This window comes from Streptomyces sp. NPDC049541, assembly GCF_044465725.1.
Classification (GTDB): Bacteria; Actinomycetota; Actinomycetes; order Streptomycetales; family Streptomycetaceae; genus Streptomyces.
Window position 1 is genome coordinate 52,691 of sequence record NZ_JBITLY010000009.1, and the last position, 18,851, is coordinate 71,541.

General features: G+C 72.2%; 13 protein-coding genes. 3 read left to right on the top strand and 10 right to left on the bottom strand.

Features of this window, described 5'->3' with window-relative positions:
* Positions 1–167 precede the first annotated feature (167 nt).
* From ACIBW9_RS30240 to eccB, 3 genes are all read right to left on the bottom strand, one after another.
* Positions 168–458, bottom strand: a complete 291-nt coding sequence (locus ACIBW9_RS30240; RefSeq protein WP_398960217.1) for a WXG100 family type VII secretion target — start codon at positions 456–458, stop codon at positions 168–170.
* 94 nt (positions 459–552) lie between these two features.
* Positions 553–864 (bottom strand): WXG100 family type VII secretion target, encoded by a 312-nt coding sequence (locus ACIBW9_RS30245; RefSeq protein WP_115905532.1) that lies wholly within the window; start codon positions 862–864, stop codon positions 553–555.
* A gap of 264 nt (positions 865–1,128) precedes the next feature.
* Entirely contained in the window at positions 1,129–2,706 is a 1,578-nt protein-coding gene (gene eccB / locus ACIBW9_RS30250) for a type VII secretion protein EccB (RefSeq protein ID WP_398960218.1), read from the bottom strand.
* 408 nt (positions 2,707–3,114) lie between these two features.
* Here eccB and eccE point away from each other — a divergent pair, with 408 nt between their 5' ends.
* The 3 genes from eccE to ACIBW9_RS30265 all read left to right on the top strand — a co-directional run bounded on the left by eccE (position 3,115) and on the right by ACIBW9_RS30265 (position 8,230).
* Positions 3,115–4,440 (top strand): type VII secretion protein EccE, encoded by a 1,326-nt coding sequence (eccE, locus tag ACIBW9_RS30255; RefSeq protein WP_398960219.1) that lies wholly within the window; start codon positions 3,115–3,117, stop codon positions 4,438–4,440.
* Positions 4,440–5,285: a hypothetical protein gene (locus ACIBW9_RS30260; RefSeq protein WP_398960220.1), complete on the top strand. Its 846-nt coding sequence runs from the start codon at positions 4,440–4,442 to the stop codon at positions 5,283–5,285. Before eccE ends, ACIBW9_RS30260 begins: the two co-directional genes overlap by 1 nt.
* Positions 5,286–5,506: 221 nt before the next feature.
* Complete coding sequence (locus ACIBW9_RS30265) at positions 5,507–8,230, top strand: SCO5717 family growth-regulating ATPase (protein WP_398960221.1); 2,724 nt, start codon at positions 5,507–5,509, stop codon at positions 8,228–8,230.
* 81 nt (positions 8,231–8,311) lie between these two features.
* On the opposite strand, the gene ACIBW9_RS30270 is transcribed toward ACIBW9_RS30265, so the two are convergent.
* From ACIBW9_RS30270 to ACIBW9_RS30300, 7 genes are all read right to left on the bottom strand, one after another.
* The gene (locus tag ACIBW9_RS30270; RefSeq protein WP_398960222.1) at positions 8,312–9,259 is read right to left on the bottom strand and encodes a bifunctional riboflavin kinase/FAD synthetase; all 948 of its coding nucleotides are present in this window, start codon (positions 9,257–9,259) and stop codon (positions 8,312–8,314) included.
* 223 nt (positions 9,260–9,482) lie between these two features.
* Positions 9,483–13,061: a trypsin-like peptidase domain-containing protein gene (locus ACIBW9_RS30275; protein WP_398960223.1), complete on the bottom strand. Its 3,579-nt coding sequence runs from the start codon at positions 13,059–13,061 to the stop codon at positions 9,483–9,485.
* A gap of 372 nt (positions 13,062–13,433) precedes the next feature.
* Entirely contained in the window at positions 13,434–14,339 is a 906-nt protein-coding gene (truB, locus tag ACIBW9_RS30280; protein ID WP_398960224.1) for a tRNA pseudouridine(55) synthase TruB, read from the bottom strand.
* Positions 14,336–14,782 (bottom strand): 30S ribosome-binding factor RbfA, encoded by a 447-nt coding sequence (rbfA, locus tag ACIBW9_RS30285; protein ID WP_351480218.1) that lies wholly within the window; start codon positions 14,780–14,782, stop codon positions 14,336–14,338. The genes truB and rbfA overlap by 4 nt, the downstream gene beginning before the upstream one ends.
* A gap of 32 nt (positions 14,783–14,814) precedes the next feature.
* Positions 14,815–15,108 (bottom strand): DUF503 domain-containing protein, encoded by a 294-nt coding sequence (locus ACIBW9_RS30290; RefSeq protein WP_030944944.1) that lies wholly within the window; start codon positions 15,106–15,108, stop codon positions 14,815–14,817.
* Between the two features lie 144 nt (positions 15,109–15,252).
* The gene (gene infB, locus ACIBW9_RS30295; RefSeq protein WP_398960225.1) at positions 15,253–18,369 is read right to left on the bottom strand and encodes a translation initiation factor IF-2; all 3,117 of its coding nucleotides are present in this window, start codon (positions 18,367–18,369) and stop codon (positions 15,253–15,255) included.
* A 148-nt stretch (positions 18,370–18,517) separates the two neighbouring features.
* A complete protein-coding gene (locus ACIBW9_RS30300) occupies positions 18,518–18,796 on the bottom strand; it encodes a YlxR family protein (RefSeq protein ID WP_398960226.1) in 279 nt (92 codons plus the stop codon).
* Positions 18,797–18,851 lie beyond the last annotated feature (55 nt).

The following is an 18,851-nucleotide window of genomic DNA, read 5'->3' on the forward strand; positions in this document are numbered from 1 at the left end:
TGGAGACGGATGACGAGTGCGGAGATGACGAGTGTGAAGAATTACTGGATTTGCTGTGTGCGGTCCCGAAGCAGAGGACGGCCCAGCCGACACCGTGGCGTCGGCTGGGCCGATTCTCTTCATCTCAGGTCCCTCAGGTCCCTCAGCTGCCTCGGGTCGCCGACGGCTCAGCCCCAGGATGCGGCGTTGCTCTTCTCCGTGGCCTGGTAGTTCTCGGCGGCGCTCTGCAGCGCCGTGGAGATCTTCAGGAGGGTGTTGTGCAGATCCTGGGCCGTCTTGTCCCACTCGGTCTGCTTGCGCTGGTAGCCCTCCTGCGCCTCGCCTTCCCAGGTGGCGGCGACGCGCTTGACCGCGGCCTCCAGGTCGTCGAGCTGCTGCTTGATGCGGCCGGCGGTGGTACGCACGTCCGTGGAGGCGTTGGTGATGGTTGCGTAATTGACGAGGATCGACATCGTCATTCCCTTTCAGGAAGAGTCGTTAGGAAGTCGTTCGGGATCGATCAGGATCAGTGGGCCCCACGGGCCCGGTGGATCGGTCGGAGCCGGGTACGGCTCAGCCGAAGTCCGACATGATCTTGCTGATCTCGGAGTTCTGCTGCTCTTCCGACGCGGAGTAGTTGCTCCGCGTGGAGTCCACGGCTTCCTTGATGTCGTTGAGGATGTCGCTCATCTTCTTCGCGTCCTGGTTCCAGCGCTCCTGCAGCTGGTGGTAGGACGTGGCCGCCTGGCCCTTCCAGCCGCCGGCGATCTGCTCGATGACGCCGTTCAGACGGCGGATCTCGCCCTGCAGCTGGCCGTTGACAGTGCTGATGTCACCGGAGAGCTTGGTGAGTTCGTCCTCTGTTACCCGGAACTGGCCGGCCATGATGACCTTCCCCCATGTCGTCGTTCATGTTGACTGATCCGGGAAACCTAGGTGGTGCCCGGAGAAGCTTCGCACCGTTGAGCGCTGCAAACACTCTATCGTCAGCCTGTCTCACATCCACAGGCAAGACCAATCAGTTACACGGCTCACACACTTGGGCGATCATCTTGTGATCAACAACGCCGGTGCACTCAAGTGCCTGCGCTCGCACGGCTGTTGACAGATGTCGACTGCAACCGCTCACCCAACTACGGCAGTTGCACGTCACTGGCTCTGTTCCTGCGACGCGCTGCCCGTGTCCAGCGTCGGGCCCTTGGGGATGAACTCCGCCCAAGTCTGCGGAACCAGCGCGGGGTTGGTGATGTCCTCGTAGCCGAGTCGCGTGCGGGCCTTGTCCGTCTCGCTCGCGTTCTGCGACGACCCGTCGGAGCCGGAGGAAGACGAACCGGCGACCTTGCCCTTCGCCGCACTGTCGTTGTTCGACGGCAGCGAATAGCGCAGACCCGTGTCCGTCAGCAGGTACTGCGCACCGCCGCCGCCCGCGACACCCGTGAGCTCCTTGAAGAGCAGGCCCGAGCCGGAGGAGACGTAGGCGCTCACCGAACCGGAGACGACCTTCTTGGGGTACGCCGTTCCGGCCCAGGCGGCGAGCTGCGGCTTCTTGTCGGCGCCGAAGGTGCCGTCGTAGACACTGCACGAGGTGGTGCGGGCCTGGCCGTTCGCCGTGGACGCGGGGTTGGCCTGGTGCGGGACGTTCTCCGGCCAGCCCTTGTCCCCGTAGAACTTGTCCGGCGCGCCGCCGTTGGCCGCGATGATGACGTTCTGGGGGACTTTGGCGGTCCCGGTCGCCTGGGCCTGGGGTGACTGCTTGAGCAACTCCGCGACGAACGGAGTGACGGAGGCGACCTTGTCCTGGAGGACCACGTAGTACTGCTTGCCCTGCGCGTCCTCCGACTCCAGTACCTGGCCCACCGTGGTCGCCCCGGACGGCAGGCCCTTGGCCGTGGTCGTCCCGCCCGCGCCCGGGACGGTCGGGAAGGTGATGGACCCGCCGTCGTTGAAGGTGGCCAGCCACTCCTGGCTCACCGGCTGCGGCTCGGCGGACGTGCCGATGACGGCCGAGAGCAGCTGCGCCATGGTCGTCTTGTCGAAAGCCGGTCCACCCAGCAGGAAGCGGTTGCCGCCGCGGTCGATCAGGTAGCGCGCACCGGTCTTGCTGTCCTTGACGTACAGCGCCTCACCGGAGTCGACCTTGCCGGAGTTGTCCAGCGTCTTGGCGTCGTCGGCGTTGAGGACGAAGACGGCACGGTCGATGGAGTCGGCCGAGCCTCCCGGCGCCGGACGCTCGCACACGGCCCACGTCTTCGCCTTCTCCGCGTCGTCCTTGGAGGGCAGCCGGTCCGGGGCGTACGGGATGCCGATGGTCGCGCCGTGCGGGAGGTTGCTCTTGTCGATCTCGCTGCCGGAGACCTCGAGGACGCTGCCCTTGCCCTTGTCGAGGAGGAGCTTGGCGGAGGCGTAGTTGAGGACCGGGTGCAGCGTCGCGACCTCCTTGCCGTTCGGCGTCTTGTCGTTGATGACGACGTAACGGGTCGTGGAGTCGCTGTCGACGATGATGTACTCGCCGGGCTTGTCCCAGCCCGCCGGTGCGGCCGGCTTGATCACGCCGTAGGCGATGAAGCCGATCACCAGGACGACGCCGAGCGCCAGGCTGGGCGTCACCGTGCGCATGGGACGCGGTGCGCCTTCCTCCGAGCCGCCCGGCGACGGTGCCAGGAACGCCGCGACGGTGCGCTTGCGAGCGAAGTTGTAGGCGGCGAGCTCGTCCTGACGCTTTGCCATGGTCCCCGTTTCTCCCGTTTTTGTACTGCTCGATCGTGACTGTGCTGCCCGATACCGCTCGATCGCGCCTGTGCCGCCGGATCGCGTTCGCAAGGCAGCTTCGACCGCGCGGGCACCTGCTCGGCCGCGCAGGCACCTACTATGCCCTGCGCCACCGGACGCCGGTTCACCAGGTGTTGGGCCGCCCCCGCATCTTCACAGAGCTTCACCACAGCGCTTCACCATGCGGGCCCGGTCCGTGAAAGGCTGGCCACCTGGGGTTTCGGTGTCCCGTGTGTCGCCTGGTCTTTCGCAGCGGGTACCGTGAGCCGCCCACACGGATGTTGTGGGCCCAGTCATGGCCCAGTTCATGGACCAGTGATGGCCCCGTGAGCGGCCACATAGTTCTCGAAAGGGATGTCCCGGGGGATGAGCAGCGCTACGAGCACTCGGCGCGGTCGCCGCGCACCGCAGCAACAGGGAGGGCCCGGCGACAGACGTCGTACCCCCGCCCCTCCTGCCGCCCCCGCCGCCGCGTCGCCGCGCACGCTGCCCCGCCCCGGCGGTCTGGGCCCGGTGCGCCTGCAGCAGCTGATCCTGGTGGAGCTCGCGGCCGCGGTCATGCTGGCCGCCTGGGCCGCCGACACCTCCTGGTTGCTGGCCCCGGCCGGTGCCGTGGCGGTGCTGCTGCTCCTGCTGGCGGTGCTGCGCCGGGGACACCGGCCGTTGCCCGAGTGGTACGAGACGACGCGCGCGATGCGGCAGCGCCGGCGCGACGCCAAGCTGCCCGTCCCGCCCGGCACCGATGCGATGCTCGCGCCGGTCGTGGAGTGCGACCCGGCCCTGCGGACGTACAACTTCGTGTCGCGTGACAACCGGGCGATCGGCATGATCGGCGACGGGACCTTCCTGACCGCCGTCCTCTTCGTGCAGCCGGCAGATGAGCCGCTGCGGCCCGCCGCCGCCCACCGTCAGCTGCCGCTGCGGCTGGTCCAGGACGCCCTGGAGGTCGACGGCATCCGGCTCGCCTCCGCACAGGTCGTGCAGCACACCCAGCCGGCGCCCGCGCCGCATCTGCCCGCGCAGTCGCTCGCCGCGCGCTCGTACGGCCCCCTGCAGGCGCAGGTCGGTTCGCCCGCGCTGCGGCTGACCTGGGTCGCCCTCAAGCTGGACCCGGAGCTGTGCCCGGAGGCGGTGCAGGCGCGCGGGGACGGTGTCCCCGGGGCGCAGAAGGCGCTGCTGCGGGTGGCGGACCAGCTGTCCAGCCGGCTGGCCGGCGCCGGTTTCAAGGCGACCATCCTCGACGAGAACGAGCTGGTGCAGGCGCTGGCGACGTCCAGTTGCCTGAACCCGCGCGCCAACGCGCAGCACGGCCAGGAGGGACGGGCGCCCCAGCGTCGTACCGTCGAGGCGGTGAAGTCCTGGCGGGTCGACGACCGGTACCACGCGACGTACTGGGTCTCCCGCTGGCCGCAGTTGGGCAACGGCGGTGTGGCGCTGCCCGAGCTGGTCACGCGGCTGACCTCGCTGCCGGTGCTCGCCACGACGTTCAGCATGACCCTCAGCAAGGCCGGCAACCGTGGTGTCTCGCTCACCGGGCACATCCGGGTCACCGCCCGCGGTGACAGCGAACTCGGCCAGGTGGGACGGGAGTTGGAACGGGCCGCCAGTGCCGCGAAGGCCGGTCTGGTCCGTCTCGACCGGGAACAGGTCCCCGGAGCACTCGCCACCCTGCCGCTCGGAGGTACCTACTGATGTCCTACCCCCCGCAGACCATGCCCCCGGGACAGCAGGGCCGCACCCCCGGCCGTACGACGCCGGCCCATGTGGCCTCGCCGACCGACACCGGCATGATCCCGATCATCCGGCAGCCGGAGACCCCGCAGCAGCAACGGCGCATCGTCAGCCCGGGGTTCGGGCTGCGCGGCCCGCGCCGCAACCGCCATGTCGTCACCGCCGACGAACTCGCGGCGATCAGCATGCCCATCGGTGACGACGGTGTGCTCATCGGCACCGATCCGGACTCGCAGCCGGCGGTGCTGGGTCTGTCCCGGCCGACCGCCTTCGACGTCGTCCTCGTGGGTGGTCTGTGGCTCGCCCAGGTGCTGGCGCTGCGTGCCGCGGCGACGGGCGCGCGCGTGGGCGTCGAGACCGGACGTCCGCAGGTCTGGCAGCAGTTGGCGCAGGCGGCGGGCGGCGGCCAGCAGTGCGTGACGGTCTATCCGGTGGGCCGGGTGCCCGCGCAGGGGCCGTCGGTGTCGAGTCCGGTGGTGCTGATCCGGGACTGCGGTGTGCGCCCGCCGCGGGGGCGGGTGACCTCGGTGCCGTGGCAGGCCGTGGTGACGGTCCTGCCGTACGTCAGCGAGCACGCGCCGCGTTGGCTGGCCCAGGCGCAGCTGGTCGGCATCCAGCAGATCTCGCCGCAGGAGATCGAGGTCGTACGCGACACCCTGGGCGTGCCGAACGAGCATCTGCAGCACCTGCCGGCGCTGCACGAGGCTGCCGCCCTGTGGTGCACCCGCAAGCACCACAAGTTCGTGATGACCGAACCCACCGATGCGGAGACGGGCCTGCTCGGCGTGGCCCGACGGATGGACTGACGCGTCGCCGTCACCGGGGGGGGGAGGGTGCGAACGGTGCGAACCGGCCGCACCCGTGAGGCTGTTGAGTTCGCACCCATGGGGGCTTTTCCGTCCCGCCATGTGAGTGATTAGGCTTCTGGTGGTGCGGTGACGATCGCAGTCGCGTGGGACTCGCCACTCGGTCCGCCCGGCCGCGACGACGACCAGCTCAGCAGCAGTGGCTGACCAGGAGGCAAGCAGTGAACAGGGATCGGTCCGAGTACAACGGCGGCAGCCCTTCCTCGGACGGGGACGATCACGAGGTGGACCTCACGGGTGAGTTCGAGATCGTCTACGAGCCGCCCGCCTGGTACGCCCAGAGCACGCAGGGTGGCTCCTCGTCCGGCGGTCAGCAGGACGGCGGGCGGCAATCGCCGCCGCCGCCGAGCGGGCCGCCCATCGGAGCACCCACGGGACCCCCGGGCGTCACACCGCAGCGTCCCGCGCCACCCGCCCCCGCACCTGCGCAGCAGCCCGCCCAGACCGCACCGCAGCAGCCCGCACCGCCGTCGCAGCCCACGCAGCCCGCTCCGGCCCAGGGCACGGGCGGCTACGGATTCCCGCCGCAGCAGCCCGCGCCGGCCACCGCCCCGCCGGCGACGCCCGGTGGGTACGGCTACCCCCAGCAGACGGGCGCGGTCGCCCCGCCACAGCCCGGCCAGGACACGTCCGGTGGTTTCGCGGCACCGCAGCAACAACCGCCGGCCGCGCCCCCCGCCGCGCCCCAGCAGCCGACGCCCACCCCGCCGCCCGCGGCGCCCCAGCAGCAGGCGCCTGCCGCGCCGCCGGTCGCCGCGCCCGGCTTCCCCGTGCTGCAGCCGGTCGACGAGGACGCGCAGCCCGCCACCCCGGCGGCGGCCGCCCCCGAGCAGCCGGAGGCCGAGCTCAACCATGCGGCCGCCGACGCCGAGGCGGCGCGCCTGTTCGGCGGTGACGACGAAGACGTCGAGTCGGGGGAGCCGCACGGCGACGAGCCGGAGCAGGGTGACACCGCCACGTCCGCGGACGGTGCCGACGAGCCGGCGCCCGAGGCGGACTCCCCCGCGCCGGTCACGGCGGAAGCAGAACCGGAGGCCGAGGCGGCGCCCGCCGCTCCCCCGCCCCCGCCCGTCGCCCAGCCGCAGCCGCAGCCCACCGCGCAGGCCCCGACCCCGCCCCAGGCCGCCCCGGGACTTCCCCCGCTGCCGCAGGGCTTCGCACCCGCACACCCCGGCCAGGCGGTCCCGCAGCCCGACCCGCAGGCCGCGGGCGGTTACGGCTACCCGCAGCAGCCCGGCCAGGTCCCTGCCCAGCCGCAGCCGGGGCAGCCGGCCCACCAGACGCCGCCGCAGGGCACGTTCGGGCCGGCCCAGCCGCAGCCCGGATACCCGGCGCAGGGCGGACAGCCCGCACCGGCCGACCCGCGCCAGGCCGCCCAGCCGGGACAGCCCCAGCCGCAGGCCGCCGGATACGGCTACCCGCAGCAGCAGCCGCCCCAGGCCGCCCAGCCGCAGCCCGCACCGCCGCAGGCCCAGCCGCAGCCCCCGGGTTACGGCTATCCGCAGCAGCCCGAGCAGGCCGGTTACGGCTACCCGCCCCAGCAGCCGGGTTACGGCTATCCGCAGCAGCAGCCTCCGGCGCAGCCCCAGCCCCCGCAGCAGGTGCCGCAGCCGCAGCCGCCCCTGCAGCAGCAACCCGGTGCGTACGGCAACCAGGGCTGGTCCGCCCCGCCCGGCCCGCAGGCCGGACCGGGTGCGCCCCCGCCGCAGCAAGCCGCGCCGGGCACCCCGCTCGGCTACAACGCCGCCGTGGAGCTCTCCTCCGACCGGCTGCTGCGCAACCAGCCGAAGGCCCGCAAGAACAACCAGGCCCCCTCGCGCTTCAAGCTCGGCGCCAAGAAGGAGGCGGCGGAGCGGGAGCGGAAGCTGGGTCTGATCCGTACGCCGGTGATGTCCTGCTACCGGATCGCGGTGATCAGCCTCAAGGGCGGCGTCGGCAAGACCACGACGACCATGTCGCTCGGCGCCACCCTCGCCACCGAGCGCCAGGACAAGATCCTGGCGATCGACGCCAACCCGGACGCCGGCACGCTCGGCCGACGGGTCCGGCGCGAGACGGGCGCGACCATCCGTGACCTCGTCCAGGCGATCCCGCAGCTGCACAGCTACATGGACATCCGCCGCTTCACCTCGCAGGCGCCCTCGGGCCTCGAGATCATCGCCAACGACGTGGACCCGGCGGTCTCCACCACCTTCAACGACCAGGACTACCGCAGTGCGCTCGACGTGCTGGGCCGGCAGTACCCGATCATCCTCACCGACTCGGGCACCGGTCTGCTCTACAGCGCGATGCGCGGGGTTCTGGACCTCGCCGACCAGTTGATCATCATCTCCACCCCCTCGGTGGACGGTGCGAGCAGTGCCTCGACCACGCTCGACTGGCTGTCGGCGAACGGCTTCGCCGATCTCGTGCAGCGGTCGGTCACCGTGATCTCCGGTGTCCGCGAGACGGGCAAGATGATCAAGGTGGAGGACATCGTCGCGCACTTCGAGACCCGCTGCCGCGGCGTCGTCGTGATCCCCTTCGACGAGCATCTCGCGGCGGGCGCCGAGGTGGACCTCGAGATGATGCGGCCCAAGACCCGCGAGGCCTACTTCGATCTCGCGGCCCTCATCGCCGAGGACTTCGCCCGTACCCAGCAGGGCTTCGGCAACCCGAACATGCAGTACCCGCAGCAGCCCCAGCAGGGGTACGCGCCCCCGCCGCAGGATCCCCAGCAGCAGCTCTACGGCCAGGGCGGCGCCCCGCAGCCGGGGCAGGGCTGGGGGCAGCCCCCGCAGCAGCCGGCTCCGGGCCAGGGCTGGCAGCAGCAGCCGCCCCAGGACCCGCAGCAGGCGCAGCCGCCGCAGCCGGGCGCCATGCCGCCCGGCTGGACCCAGCAGTAGCAGTACGGCGACGACGAAGGGCGGCCGGTGCCCGAGAGCACCGGCCGCCCTTCGTCGTCGTAGAAGCGCTTTCCGGTTCGGCTAGTCGGCGGCCGTCACCAGTGCGCGGCACCGCTTGACGTCCTCGGCCATCTGCTCCAGCAGGGCCTCCAGGGAGTCGAACTTCGCCTGGCCGCGGACGTAGGCCAGGAAGTCCACGGCCACGTGCAGGCCGTACAGGTCGAGGCCCACGCGGTCGATGGCGTACGCCTCCACCGTGCGCTCGGTGCCGTCGAACTGCGGGTTCGTGCCGACGGAGATCGCGGCCGGCATCGCCTCGCCCGCCACGTGCAGCCAGCCGGCGTAGACGCCGTCGGCGGGGATCGCGGTGTGCGGCAGCGTCTCGACGTTGGCGGTCGGGAAGCCCAGCTCACGGCCGCGCTGCGCACCCCGTACGACGACGCCCTCGACGCGGTGCGGGCGGCCCAGGATCTCGGCGGCGCCCTCGACGTCCCCCTCGGCGACCAGGCGCCGGGTGAGGGTGGAAGAGAACGGCTCGCCGCCGCCCGCCTCACCGCGCACATACAGGTCGACGACCTCGACCTCGAAGTCGTAGACCTTGCCCTGCTCGGTGAGGAACTCGACGTTCCCGGCGGCCTTGTGGCCGAAGCGGAAGTTCGGGCCCTCGACGACCGCCTTGGCGTGCAGCTTGTCGACCAGGACCTTGACGACGAAGTCGGCCGGCGACAGCTTCGAGAACTCGGTGGTGAAGGGGAGGATCAGCACCGCGTCCACGCCGAGGTCCGCCATGAGTTCGGCGCGGCGGTGGTGCGGGGCCAGCAGCGGCGGGTGGCTGCCGGGGCGGACGACCTCGCTGGGGTGCGGGTCGAAGGTGACGACCACGGAGGGGAGACCGAGCTCGCGGGCGCGGTCCACGGCATGCCGGATGATCAGCTGGTGGCCGCGGTGGACTCCGTCGTAGGAGCCGATGGTGACGACGCTGCGTCCCCAGTCCTCGGGGATGTCCTCCAAGCCACGCCAGCGCTGCACTGTGACCGCTCCTCGAACCCGTGTCCGTGTCTACCGACCTCTTACGCAGGTCTAAGGGTGCCATGCCCGGGCCTTCCGGCCCGCATCGGCCTAGCGCTCCGCGAGTGTGCCAAGACGGGCCGTCGTTCGGCTGTAGCGCCGTCGTGGCTGGTCGCGCCCCGCGGCGGAGCCGCATATCAATACAGCCCCGCGCCCCTTTGGGGCGCGGCCGAACCGCAGCGGACTACGCGCCGACCCGGACACCTGCCAGGTTTTCGATCATTCTGCGAGTGCTCGGGCCCACCATCGCCGACCAGATCTGCGGGGTCTCGGTCAGCCAGCCGGTCATGCGGGCGGCGAAGCCGGGGAGCTGGCGGGCGAGGTCGACCAGGCCGCGGTCCAGACGGGCCGCGCCGTCCGGGGTGCGGACCAGGAGCAGCCCGGTGCGGTGCACCAGCTCACGCGCGTCGTCGCCGGGGTGCCGGGCCGCGGCGTGCAGCAGGCTGTCCAGGACAGCGGGGGCCTGTTCGTGGGTCAGGAGGAAGTCGAGGAGTTCGCGGCGCAGCACGCGGGAGGCGGGGGTGCCGGGAGCGGCGAGTACGGCGGCGAGCGCGGCCCGCACCTCCTCCGGGCCGCCGTCGAGCAGACCGGTGACGAGGGGGAAGAGCACGGCGCGGGCCTCCGGGCCCTGGTCGAGCCGCCGGTCGACGTACGCGGCCACGTCGACGGCGGTCTCCGGGCGTCGCTCCACCGCCTCCCGCACCAGCGTGGCGACCCTGCGGGCCAGCGGGGGCGTGGTGACGTCGGCGAGCGTGCGCAGCGCGTGCCCGGCGTCCGGGCCGCGCAGCCGCTCACGGAAGGCGTCGAGGACCGGTTCCGGGTGTGTGGTCAGGGCGGCGACCAGGGCGCTCGCCGGGAAGTGCGGGTCACCGTCGGCGAACTGTCGCAGCGCCTGCGGGAGATGGCGGGCACGGGTGCGTGGATCGCGTACCAGAAGGGCGAGCGCGCCGCCGTGCAGGGTGCAGTCGGCGGGGCGGGCGAGGAGGGCGAGGGCGGCGTAGCGCAGGAGTTCGCGGTCGGCGTCGGTACGGACGTGGGGCGCGGCGCGCAGGCCGTACGCGACCGCCGCCACTCGCCGTGCGGGCCGCTCGTCGTGCGCCCACCGGTCGACGGCCCGGCAGACGGTCGACGGCTCGTCCTCCGCGAGTACGGCGAGCAGTTCGTCCGCCCTCGGGTGCGCGCTCTCGACCAGCACCTCGGTCAGGTCGTCCAGAGCGAGGTGCCGGTGGGTGTGCAGCAGCGCCTGCGCGGCCTCGGCGACGGTGGCGTGCGGGGTCGCCGGGAGCGGGCGGTCGTCGTCGAACCAGCGGGTGAGGAGGGGTTGCAGGGCGGTGGGGTCGTCGGCGAGGAGTTGGGAGACGGCGTCCAGGTAACGGGGGCCGGTGTCCTGCGGCGGGCCGTCGGCGAGGAGCAGATGGCGCAGCAGGTCGAGGCGTTCGGTCAGCGGGAGCGGCAGGGCGGTCCAGAATCCGGGGGCGAAGGGGCCCGTGGCGGCGGGTGCCGGACGGGAATCGTCCTCGGTTTCGCGGGAGTCGGCGTACTCGTGACGGCGTGCCGCGACGAGACGGTCGGCGAGCCTTCGCAGGACCGCCAGGTACGGGCTGGCGTCCGGTACGCGCAACAGGGTTTCGGTGAGGAGGCGGGCGGGCCACCAGGAGCGCGGGTCCGCATCCAGGACGTTGGCCAACTCCTCCAGCCGTACGGCGAGTTGGGCGGTCCCCTCCTGGCGGGCGAGGAGCAGCAGGGCCTCTACGACGGGGCCGATGCGGTGGTGCGGCACGGGGACGGCGCGGATGCCGCCGTCAGGGGTGTGGCCGTGGTGGACCAGGGTGCGCAGGGCCTCGTCGAGGTCGAGGTGCATGCCCTGGAGCCAGTCGGCGAGTTCCTCGTGGGCGAAGCGGTAGCCGGTGCCGGCGGGGACGAGCAGGCCCTCGGTGAGGACCGCGGACGCCCAGCCGGTGCCGCCGCCCAGCCGCGCGGGGGCCGCTCCCCAGGGGAACACCGCCTCGAAGGTCTTCCGGTCCAGTTCGCCCTGTCCCGGGCCGAGGCTGCGGCGGGCGGCCTCGTGGACCTGGCCGGAGACCTTCGCGGCGAGGCGGCGTACGGCGGTGCCGCGCAGGCCGTTCTCGGCGGCCAGTCTGACGGCGATGCGCAGGCACATCAGGTCCAGGTGGGCCGCGAGGACGTCGTTGCGGTCCACGCGGGCGGTGGGGGCGTCCTGGAGGGCCGCGTGGATCTCCGAGAGGAGGCGCAGGGTGAGGGGGTGGCGGGCGTCGGGGGCTTCGAGGGTGCCCTCGGGGATGCGGTAGCGCGCGCGGGCTCTGCGGGCCTCGTCCTCGGTGAGGTCGCCGAGGCGTACGCAGGGGAGGTCGCCCCCGCCGCCCCTACCCGTCCCGTCCCGGGGGCTGCGCTCCCGGAGCCCCTCTTCGGCCTGAACGGCCTCGTCCTCAAACGCCGGACGGGCTGAAAGATGCCGCCCGGCCGAGAAGGTCTCCCAGTACTCCGCCCTGCACGCCACGATCAGGCGCGTCCCCGTCTCCCGCAGCCACTCGGCCGTTCCCTCGGTCCACTCCCCCAGGCGGTGGGTCAGGGCGGGCGGCATCTCCTCGGGGCCGTCCAGGAGGAGGAGCAGGGGGCGGTCCGCCGTGCGGGCGGCCTGGGCGAGGCGGTTCGGGCCGGTGTCGCCGAGGGCGGCGGCGCAGGTGGACTTCGCGGCCGCGACGATGCGGGCGGCGCGGGCCAGTGCCCGGGTGGCCGCGTCCGCGACCGAGGTGTCGTCCTCCTTCAGATCGGCGCCGCGCAGCCACAGCGTGGGGGCCGGTTCGGGGCCGCGGTTGCGGCGGGCGGCGAGGGTCGCGAGTTCCGTCGTACGACCGCTGCCGGGTGGCCCGACGAGGCCGAGGACGGTGGCCGGGCCCTGCACGAATGCGGCCAACTCCCTTGCCGTGTCGGTTCGTTCGACCGGCTCGACGCCCGTCCGGCCGACACAGCCCTCCAGCGTCCCCGGGGGGCCGTCCTGGCCCACCGACGTGGCCGTCAGCTCCAGCACCCCGGCCAGGTTGAGGTCGGCTCCGTACGCGGGCACCGTCGCCGCGTTCCGGGCCAGCAGGTCGCCGAGCGGGCCGCCCGGTGCCGGACGGAGCGGGACCGCGAAGCCGACCTCGCGGTGACCGGAGTGCAGTGCGGTGCCGAGGACGGCGACGACCGCGCCGGTCTCGGCGTCCAGGACCGGTCCGCCGGCCGCTCCGCCGCCCAGCCGCAGGGCGTCCCGGCCGGTCGTGCCGATCGCCAACTCCAGTGCCTCGTCGAGGAGATGGAAGCGGTCCGTCGCCGCATACGTCACGGAGGTCGTGCCGAGCACACGCGCCTCGCGCCAGCAGCCGGCGGCGAGGTGGACGTATCGGCCGGTCTCGACCCGGTCCCGGACCGTGACCGGCAGCGGTTCGACGCCGAGGCCCTCGGTGCGTACGAGGGCCAGGTCCAGATCGGGCAGCGGGGTCACCGCGTCCGCGGTCACCAGGCAGGTGCGGTCCTCGGCGGTGTGCAGGACCAGCCTGGGCAGGCCGTCGACGGCCTCGTGGCTGGTGACGACGGTGCCGTGGTGGTCGGCGACGAAGCCGGTGCCTCGGGGGCGGCCGGCGAGGTCGTGGATGCGGACCAGGGCGGCGTCCCGGGCGGCCTGTTCCCCGTCAGGGGTGTGTCCCGTTCGCGTGTCCTCCGCCGGCCGGTGTCCGCCCCCGGTCCACGGGCCCCGTCCCGCCATGTTCGAGCCTCCCCGCCGTACATCTGTGCCCTCAGCGCGACGTTAGGGCCACGATGATCAGCGGGACAGATCACTTGGCGAACGCGCCCCCTTCCGCTCCCTCGGTTCACTCCGAGCGCCTGCCCGGACGGGTGAACAGGCGTGGATCGGTGGATACACCCTAGGGGTGGGGGAACCGAGGGGGGACCGTGGAGCGGCGGCACAACCCCGTGACCGCCGCTCCACGGGCAAAGTACGCAACGGTTCGGCAGCGCCCCTTTAGGGGCGCGGGGCTGTAGCGATTTGCGGCTCCGCCGCGGGGCGCGACCAGCCACAACGGCGCCGCAGCCAACAAACGACCTATCGCGGCACAACCAGCGGAGCGCTCAGCGCCTAGCCGAAGACGGCCAGGCTCTTCGCCTTGCCCTTCTGTTCCTCGACGAGCGCGAGGAAGTGCCCCTCGGGGTCGAAGACGGCCACCGGTCCGCCGCCCGCGTACACCTCGGGCATCTCCAGCCGTACGCCGTTGGTGAGCAGCCGGGCCCGCTTGGCGTCCACGTCCCAGCGCGGGAACGCGGCCGTGGCCGCCTCTGCGATCGGCATCACCGTCAGCTCCTGCTGGAGCTCGTCGAGCGTCTTCGCCGCGTCCAGCTTGTACGGGCCGACGCGGGTGCGGCGCAGCGCGGTGAGGTGGCCGCCGACGCCCAAGCCGGCGCCCAGGTCGCGGGCCAGGGCCCGGATGTAGGTGCCCGAGGAGCAGACCACGGAGACCACCAGGTCCAGCACCGGGGTGCCGTCCTCCGCGACGGCGTCCCGGACGTCGTACACCGCGAAGGACGAGACGGTGACCGGGCGGGCCGGGATCTCGAACTCCTCGCCCTCGCGCGCCCGCTTGTAGGAGCGCACACCGTCGATCTTGATGGCGCTGACCTTGGACGGGACCTGCATGATGTCGCCGGTGAGCTTGGCGATCCCGGCGTCGACGGCCTCGCGGGTGACCTTCGAGGCGTCTGCCGACCCCGTGATCTCGCCCTCTGCGTCGTCGGTCAGGGTCGTCTGCCCGAGGCGGATCGTGCCCAGGTACTCCTTCTCGGTCAGCGCGAGGTGACCGAGCAGCTTGGTGGCGCGCTCGACGCCGAGGACGAGCACGCCCGTCGCCATGGGGTCGAGGGTGCCTGCGTGCCCGACGCGGCGGGTGCGGGCGATGCCGCGCATCTTGGCGACCACGTCGTGCGAGGTGAAGCCCGACGGCTTGTCCACGATGACAAGCCCGTCGGGCGTCCGGTTCTTCTGGGTCATTCGGCGGTGTCGTCCTCGTCTTCACCCGGCTTCTTGTACGGGTCCGCCTCGCCGGCGTAGGTGGCGCCGGCCGAGACCTCGCGCACCTTCTGGTCGGACTGGCGGGCCTTGTCGAGGAGGTCCTCGATGGTCCGGGCGGTGTCCGGCAGGGCGTCCGCGACGAAGGTCAGCGTGGGCGTGAACTTCACGCCCGCCGCCGCGCCGACGGCGGAGCGGAGGACCCCCTTGGCGCTCTCCAGACCGGCGGCCGCGGCCGCCCGCTCCTCGTCGTCCCCGTACACCGTGTAGAAGACGGTCGCCTCCCTCAGGTCCCCGGTGACCCGGGTGTCCGTGATGGTGACGTGCGAGCCGAGCCGCGGGTCCTTGATCCCGCGCTGCAGCTTCTGGGCCACCACCTCTCGGATGAGGTCCGCCAGCCTTTTGGCACGCGCGTTGTCGGCCACTGGTCCGTCTCCTTAAGTGCTTACTTCTTGCTTCAGTCTTCGTCGCTGTGGAGCCTGCGTCGAACCGAGAGCAGTTCCACCTCGGGCCGTCCGGCGACCAGCCGCTCGCAGCGGTCCAGTACGTCGGAGAGGTGTCCCGTGTCCCCGGAAACCATCGCGAGGCCGATCTCGGCCCGGCGATGGAGGTTCTGGTTGCCCGTCTCCGCCACGCTCACCGCGTACTTGCGCTGGAGCTCGGCCACTATCGGACGGACGAGAGAGCGTTTCTCCTTGAGCGAGTGGACGTCGCCGAGGAGCAGGTCGAAGGACAGAGTCCCCACATACATGTGTGTCCGGATGTCCCGCCGGTTCGGGGTACGGGCGCCACGCTTCGACGCCGATACGGGAACCGTACACGCAACGGCCGGGGCCGATCGACGGAAATTCCGTGGAGGAACTTCCCCGCCGATCGGCCCCGATCGCGTGCTGGATCAGACGCGCGGCTTCTCGCGCATCTCGTACGTCGCGATGACGTCGTCGACCTTGATGTCGTTGAAGTTGCCGAGGTTGATACCGCCCTCGAACCCTTCGCGGATCTCGGTGACGTCGTCCTTGAAGCGACGCAGACCCTCGATGTTGAGGTTCTCCGCGACCACCTTGCCGTCGCGGATGAGGCGCGCCTTGGTGTTGCGCTTGACCTCGCCGGAGCGGATGAGAACACCCGCGATGTTGCCCAGCTTGGACGACTTGAAGACCTCGCGGATCTCCGCCGTACCGAGCTCGACCTCCTCGAACTCCGGCTTGAGCATGCCCTTGAGGGCCGCCTCGATCTCCTCGATCGCCTGGTAGATGACCGAGTAGTAGCGGACGTCCACGCCCTCGCGCTCGGCCATCTGCGCCGCGCGGCCTGCCGCACGGACGTTGAAGCCGATCACGATGGCGTCCGAGCCCATCGCCAGGTCGATGTCCGACTCCGTGACCGCACCGACGCCGCGGTGCAGGACGCGGATGTCGACCTCTTCGCCGACGTCCAGCTGGAGCAGGGAGGACTCGAGAGCCTCGACGGAACCAGAAGCGTCACCCTTGATGATGAGGTTGAGCTGCTGGACCTCGCCGGCCTTGAGCACCTTGTCCAGGTCCTCGAGGGAGACACGGCGCGTGCGCTTGGCGAACGCGGCGTTGCGCTCACGGGCGGCGCGCTTCTCGGCGATCTGACGGGCCGTACGGTCCTCGTCCACCACCAGGAAGTTGTCGCCCGCACCCGGGACGTTGGTCAGGCCGAGGACCTGGACCGGCGTCGACGGGCCGGCCTCGGCGACGTTGTTGCCGTTGTCGTCGAGCATGGCGCGGACCCGGCCGTAGGCGTCGCCCACGACCATCGTGTCGCCGACCCGCAGGGTGCCTCGCTGGACGAGGACCGTCGACACGGCACCACGGCCGCGGTCGAGACGGGACTCGATCGAGATGCCCTGCGCGTCCTGGTTCGGGTTGGCCCGCAGGTCGAGCGAGGCGTCCGCGGTGAGGACCACGGCCTCCAGCAGGGAGTCGATGTGCAGACCCTGCTTGGCGGAGATGTCGACGAACATCGTGTCGCCGCCGTACTCCTCGGCCACCAGCCCGTACTCGGTGAGCTGACCGCGCACCTTGGTCGGGTCGGCACCCTCGACGTCGATCTTGTTGACCGCGACGACGATCGGGACGTCGGCCGCCTTGGCGTGGTTGAGCGCCTCGACCGTCTGCGGCATGACGCCGTCGTTGGCCGCGACGACCAGGATCGCGATGTCGGTCGACTTCGCACCACGGGCACGCATGGCGGTGAACGCCTCGTGACCCGGGGTGTCGATGAAGGTGATCTTGCGCTCTTCGTCGTTGACCTCGGTCGCGACCTGGTAGGCACCGATGTGCTGGGTGATGCCGCCGGCCTCGCCCGCGATGACGTTGGTCTTGCGGATGGCGTCGAGCAGTCGGGTCTTACCGTGGTCGACGTGACCCATGACGGTCACGACCGGCGGACGGACGACCAGGTCCTCTTCGCCGCCCTCGTCCTCGCCGAACTCGATGTCGAAGGACTCGAGCAGCTCGCGGTCCTCCTCCTCGGGGCTGACGATCTGAACCTCGTAGTTCATCTCGCCCGCGAGGAGCTGCAGCGTCTCGTCGGAGACGGACTGCGTGGCCGTGACCATCTCGCCCAGGTTCATCATGACCGCGACGAGCGACGCCGGGTTGGCGTTGATCTTCTCCGCGAAGTCGGTGAGGGAGGCACCGCGCGACAGGCGAATGGTCTCGCCGTTGCCGCGAGGCAGCATCACGCCGCCGACCGACGGGGCCTGCATGGCCTCGTACTCCTGGCGCCTCTGCCGCTTCGACTTGCGACCGCGGCGCGCGGGACCGCCGGGACGACCGAAGGCGCCCTGCGTGCCACCACGACCGCCCGGACCACCGGGACGGCCGCCGAAGCCGGGACGGCCACCGCCGCCACCGCCGGGGCCACCCGGACGACCGGCGAAGCCGCCACCGCCGCCACCACCGGGACCGGCGGGACGACCGGCGAAGCCGCCGCCACCGCCACCGGGACGACCGGCGAAGCCGCCACCGCCGCCGGGACGACCGCCGCCGCCACCGGGACGACCGCCGCCGCCGGGACCGCGGCCGCCGGGGCCACCGCCGCCGGGACGCGGGCCGGCAGCCGGACGCTGCGGCATCATGCCGGGGTTGGGACGCGGGCCGCCGGGGCCGCCGCCGGGACGGGGACCGCCCTGCGGACGGGGCATGCCGCCCGGGGTCGGACGCGGGCCGCCCGGAGCCTGCGGACGGGGACCGCCCGCAGCGCCCTGGGGACGCGGACCGCCCTGGCCGGCACCCTGCGGACGCGGAGCCCCACCCGGGGCACCCGGGCCGCCGGGACGCGGAGCGCCACCCGGACGGGGCGCCTGCGGGCGCGCCATGCCGGTGGAGCCACCGGAGGTGAAGGGGTTGTTGCCCGGACGGGGACCGGCCGGACGGGCACCGGGACGCGGAGCGCCGCCACCCTGGCGCGGGGCGCCACCGGGACGGTCGCCACGGTCACCACGGCCCTGGCCGCCCTGACCGGGGGCGCCGGGACGGGCGCCCGGACGCGGGGCCTGGCCTGCCGGACGCGGAGCGCCCGGACGCGGGCCGGAGCCCTGGCCCTGGGAGGCAGCCGGGGCGGCGGGAGCCGCCGGCGGCGCCGTGAACTCGGGCGTGGTCGGAGCCGGGGACGCCGGGGCGGGCCGCGGCGCGGGCTTCGGGCCCGGGGTGGGACGGGGGCCGGGAGCGGCCGGCGCGGCGGGAGCCGCGGGCTTCTCGGCGGCGGCCGGCTTGGGGGCCGGCGGGCGCGGGGCGGCCGGACGGGCGGCCTGCGCGGGAGAGGGGGCTGCCGGACGAGCCGGGGCAGCCTTGCGTGCGGGGGCGGACTTGCCGCCTCCGTTGCCCTGCTGGAGGGCGTCCGTCAGCTTACGGACGACGGGCGCTTCGATGGTCGAAGACGCCGAACGGACGAATTCACCGAGTTCTTGGAGCTTGGCCATGACGACCTTGCTCTCAACCCCGAACTCCTTGGCGAGTTCGTATACCCGGACCTTAGCCACTTCGCTCCTTTTAGGTCCGGGTTGCGGCCGGACCGTCGCTACTTCATGGGCGTACTCATCGCGTGCTCATCGAGTGCTCATCGCAATCTCGACCTACTTCCAACTCGCGGGGTACCAGGGCCGCACGGAGGTTCCGCACGACCACGTCTTACTGTGTCGCCTGCTCGACATAGAGGCGCAACGCCTTTGTGTCGAGCGCTCCCGGGGCGCGCAGCGCCCGCGTGAACGCCCGGCGGCGTACCGCCAGGTCGATACAGACCAGGGCGGGGTGCACATAAGCACCCCGGCCGGGCAGCGTACCGCGATGATCGGGGACGCATTCGCCCTCGACCGCCACGATGCGCAGCAGATCCTTCTTGGCCGCTCGCTGCCTGCACCCCACACAGGTGCGCTCAGGGCATGCGCGGACGCGCGTCCGGCCAGACACCCTTAAGTCTACCTCCCCGTGGCGACCTCACCCCTTTGGGGCAAGAATCGAACAG

What these genes read in the sequence shown, in the direction of transcription:
- ACIBW9_RS30245 (WP_115905532.1), bottom strand. Translation starts at nt 864, where the DNA reads ATGGCCGGCCAGTTCCGGGTAACAGAGGACGAACTCACCAAGCTCTCC.
- ACIBW9_RS30240 (WP_398960217.1), bottom strand. Translation starts at nt 458, where the DNA reads ATGACGATGTCGATCCTCGTCAATTACGCAACCATCACCAACGCCTCC.
- ACIBW9_RS30275 (WP_398960223.1), bottom strand. Translation starts at nt 13,061, where the DNA reads ATGGCGGGACGGGGCCCGTGGACCGGGGGCGGACACCGGCCGGCGGAG.
- ACIBW9_RS30290 (WP_030944944.1), bottom strand. Translation starts at nt 15,108, where the DNA reads ATGTATGTGGGGACTCTGTCCTTCGACCTGCTCCTCGGCGACGTCCAC.
- eccB (WP_398960218.1), bottom strand. Translation starts at nt 2,706, where the DNA reads ATGGCAAAGCGTCAGGACGAGCTCGCCGCCTACAACTTCGCTCGCAAG.
- truB (WP_398960224.1), bottom strand. Translation starts at nt 14,339, where the DNA reads ATGACCCAGAAGAACCGGACGCCCGACGGGCTTGTCATCGTGGACAAG.
- ACIBW9_RS30260 (WP_398960220.1), top strand. Translation starts at nt 4,440, where the DNA reads ATGTCCTACCCCCCGCAGACCATGCCCCCGGGACAGCAGGGCCGCACC.
- eccE (WP_398960219.1), top strand. Translation starts at nt 3,115, where the DNA reads ATGAGCAGCGCTACGAGCACTCGGCGCGGTCGCCGCGCACCGCAGCAA.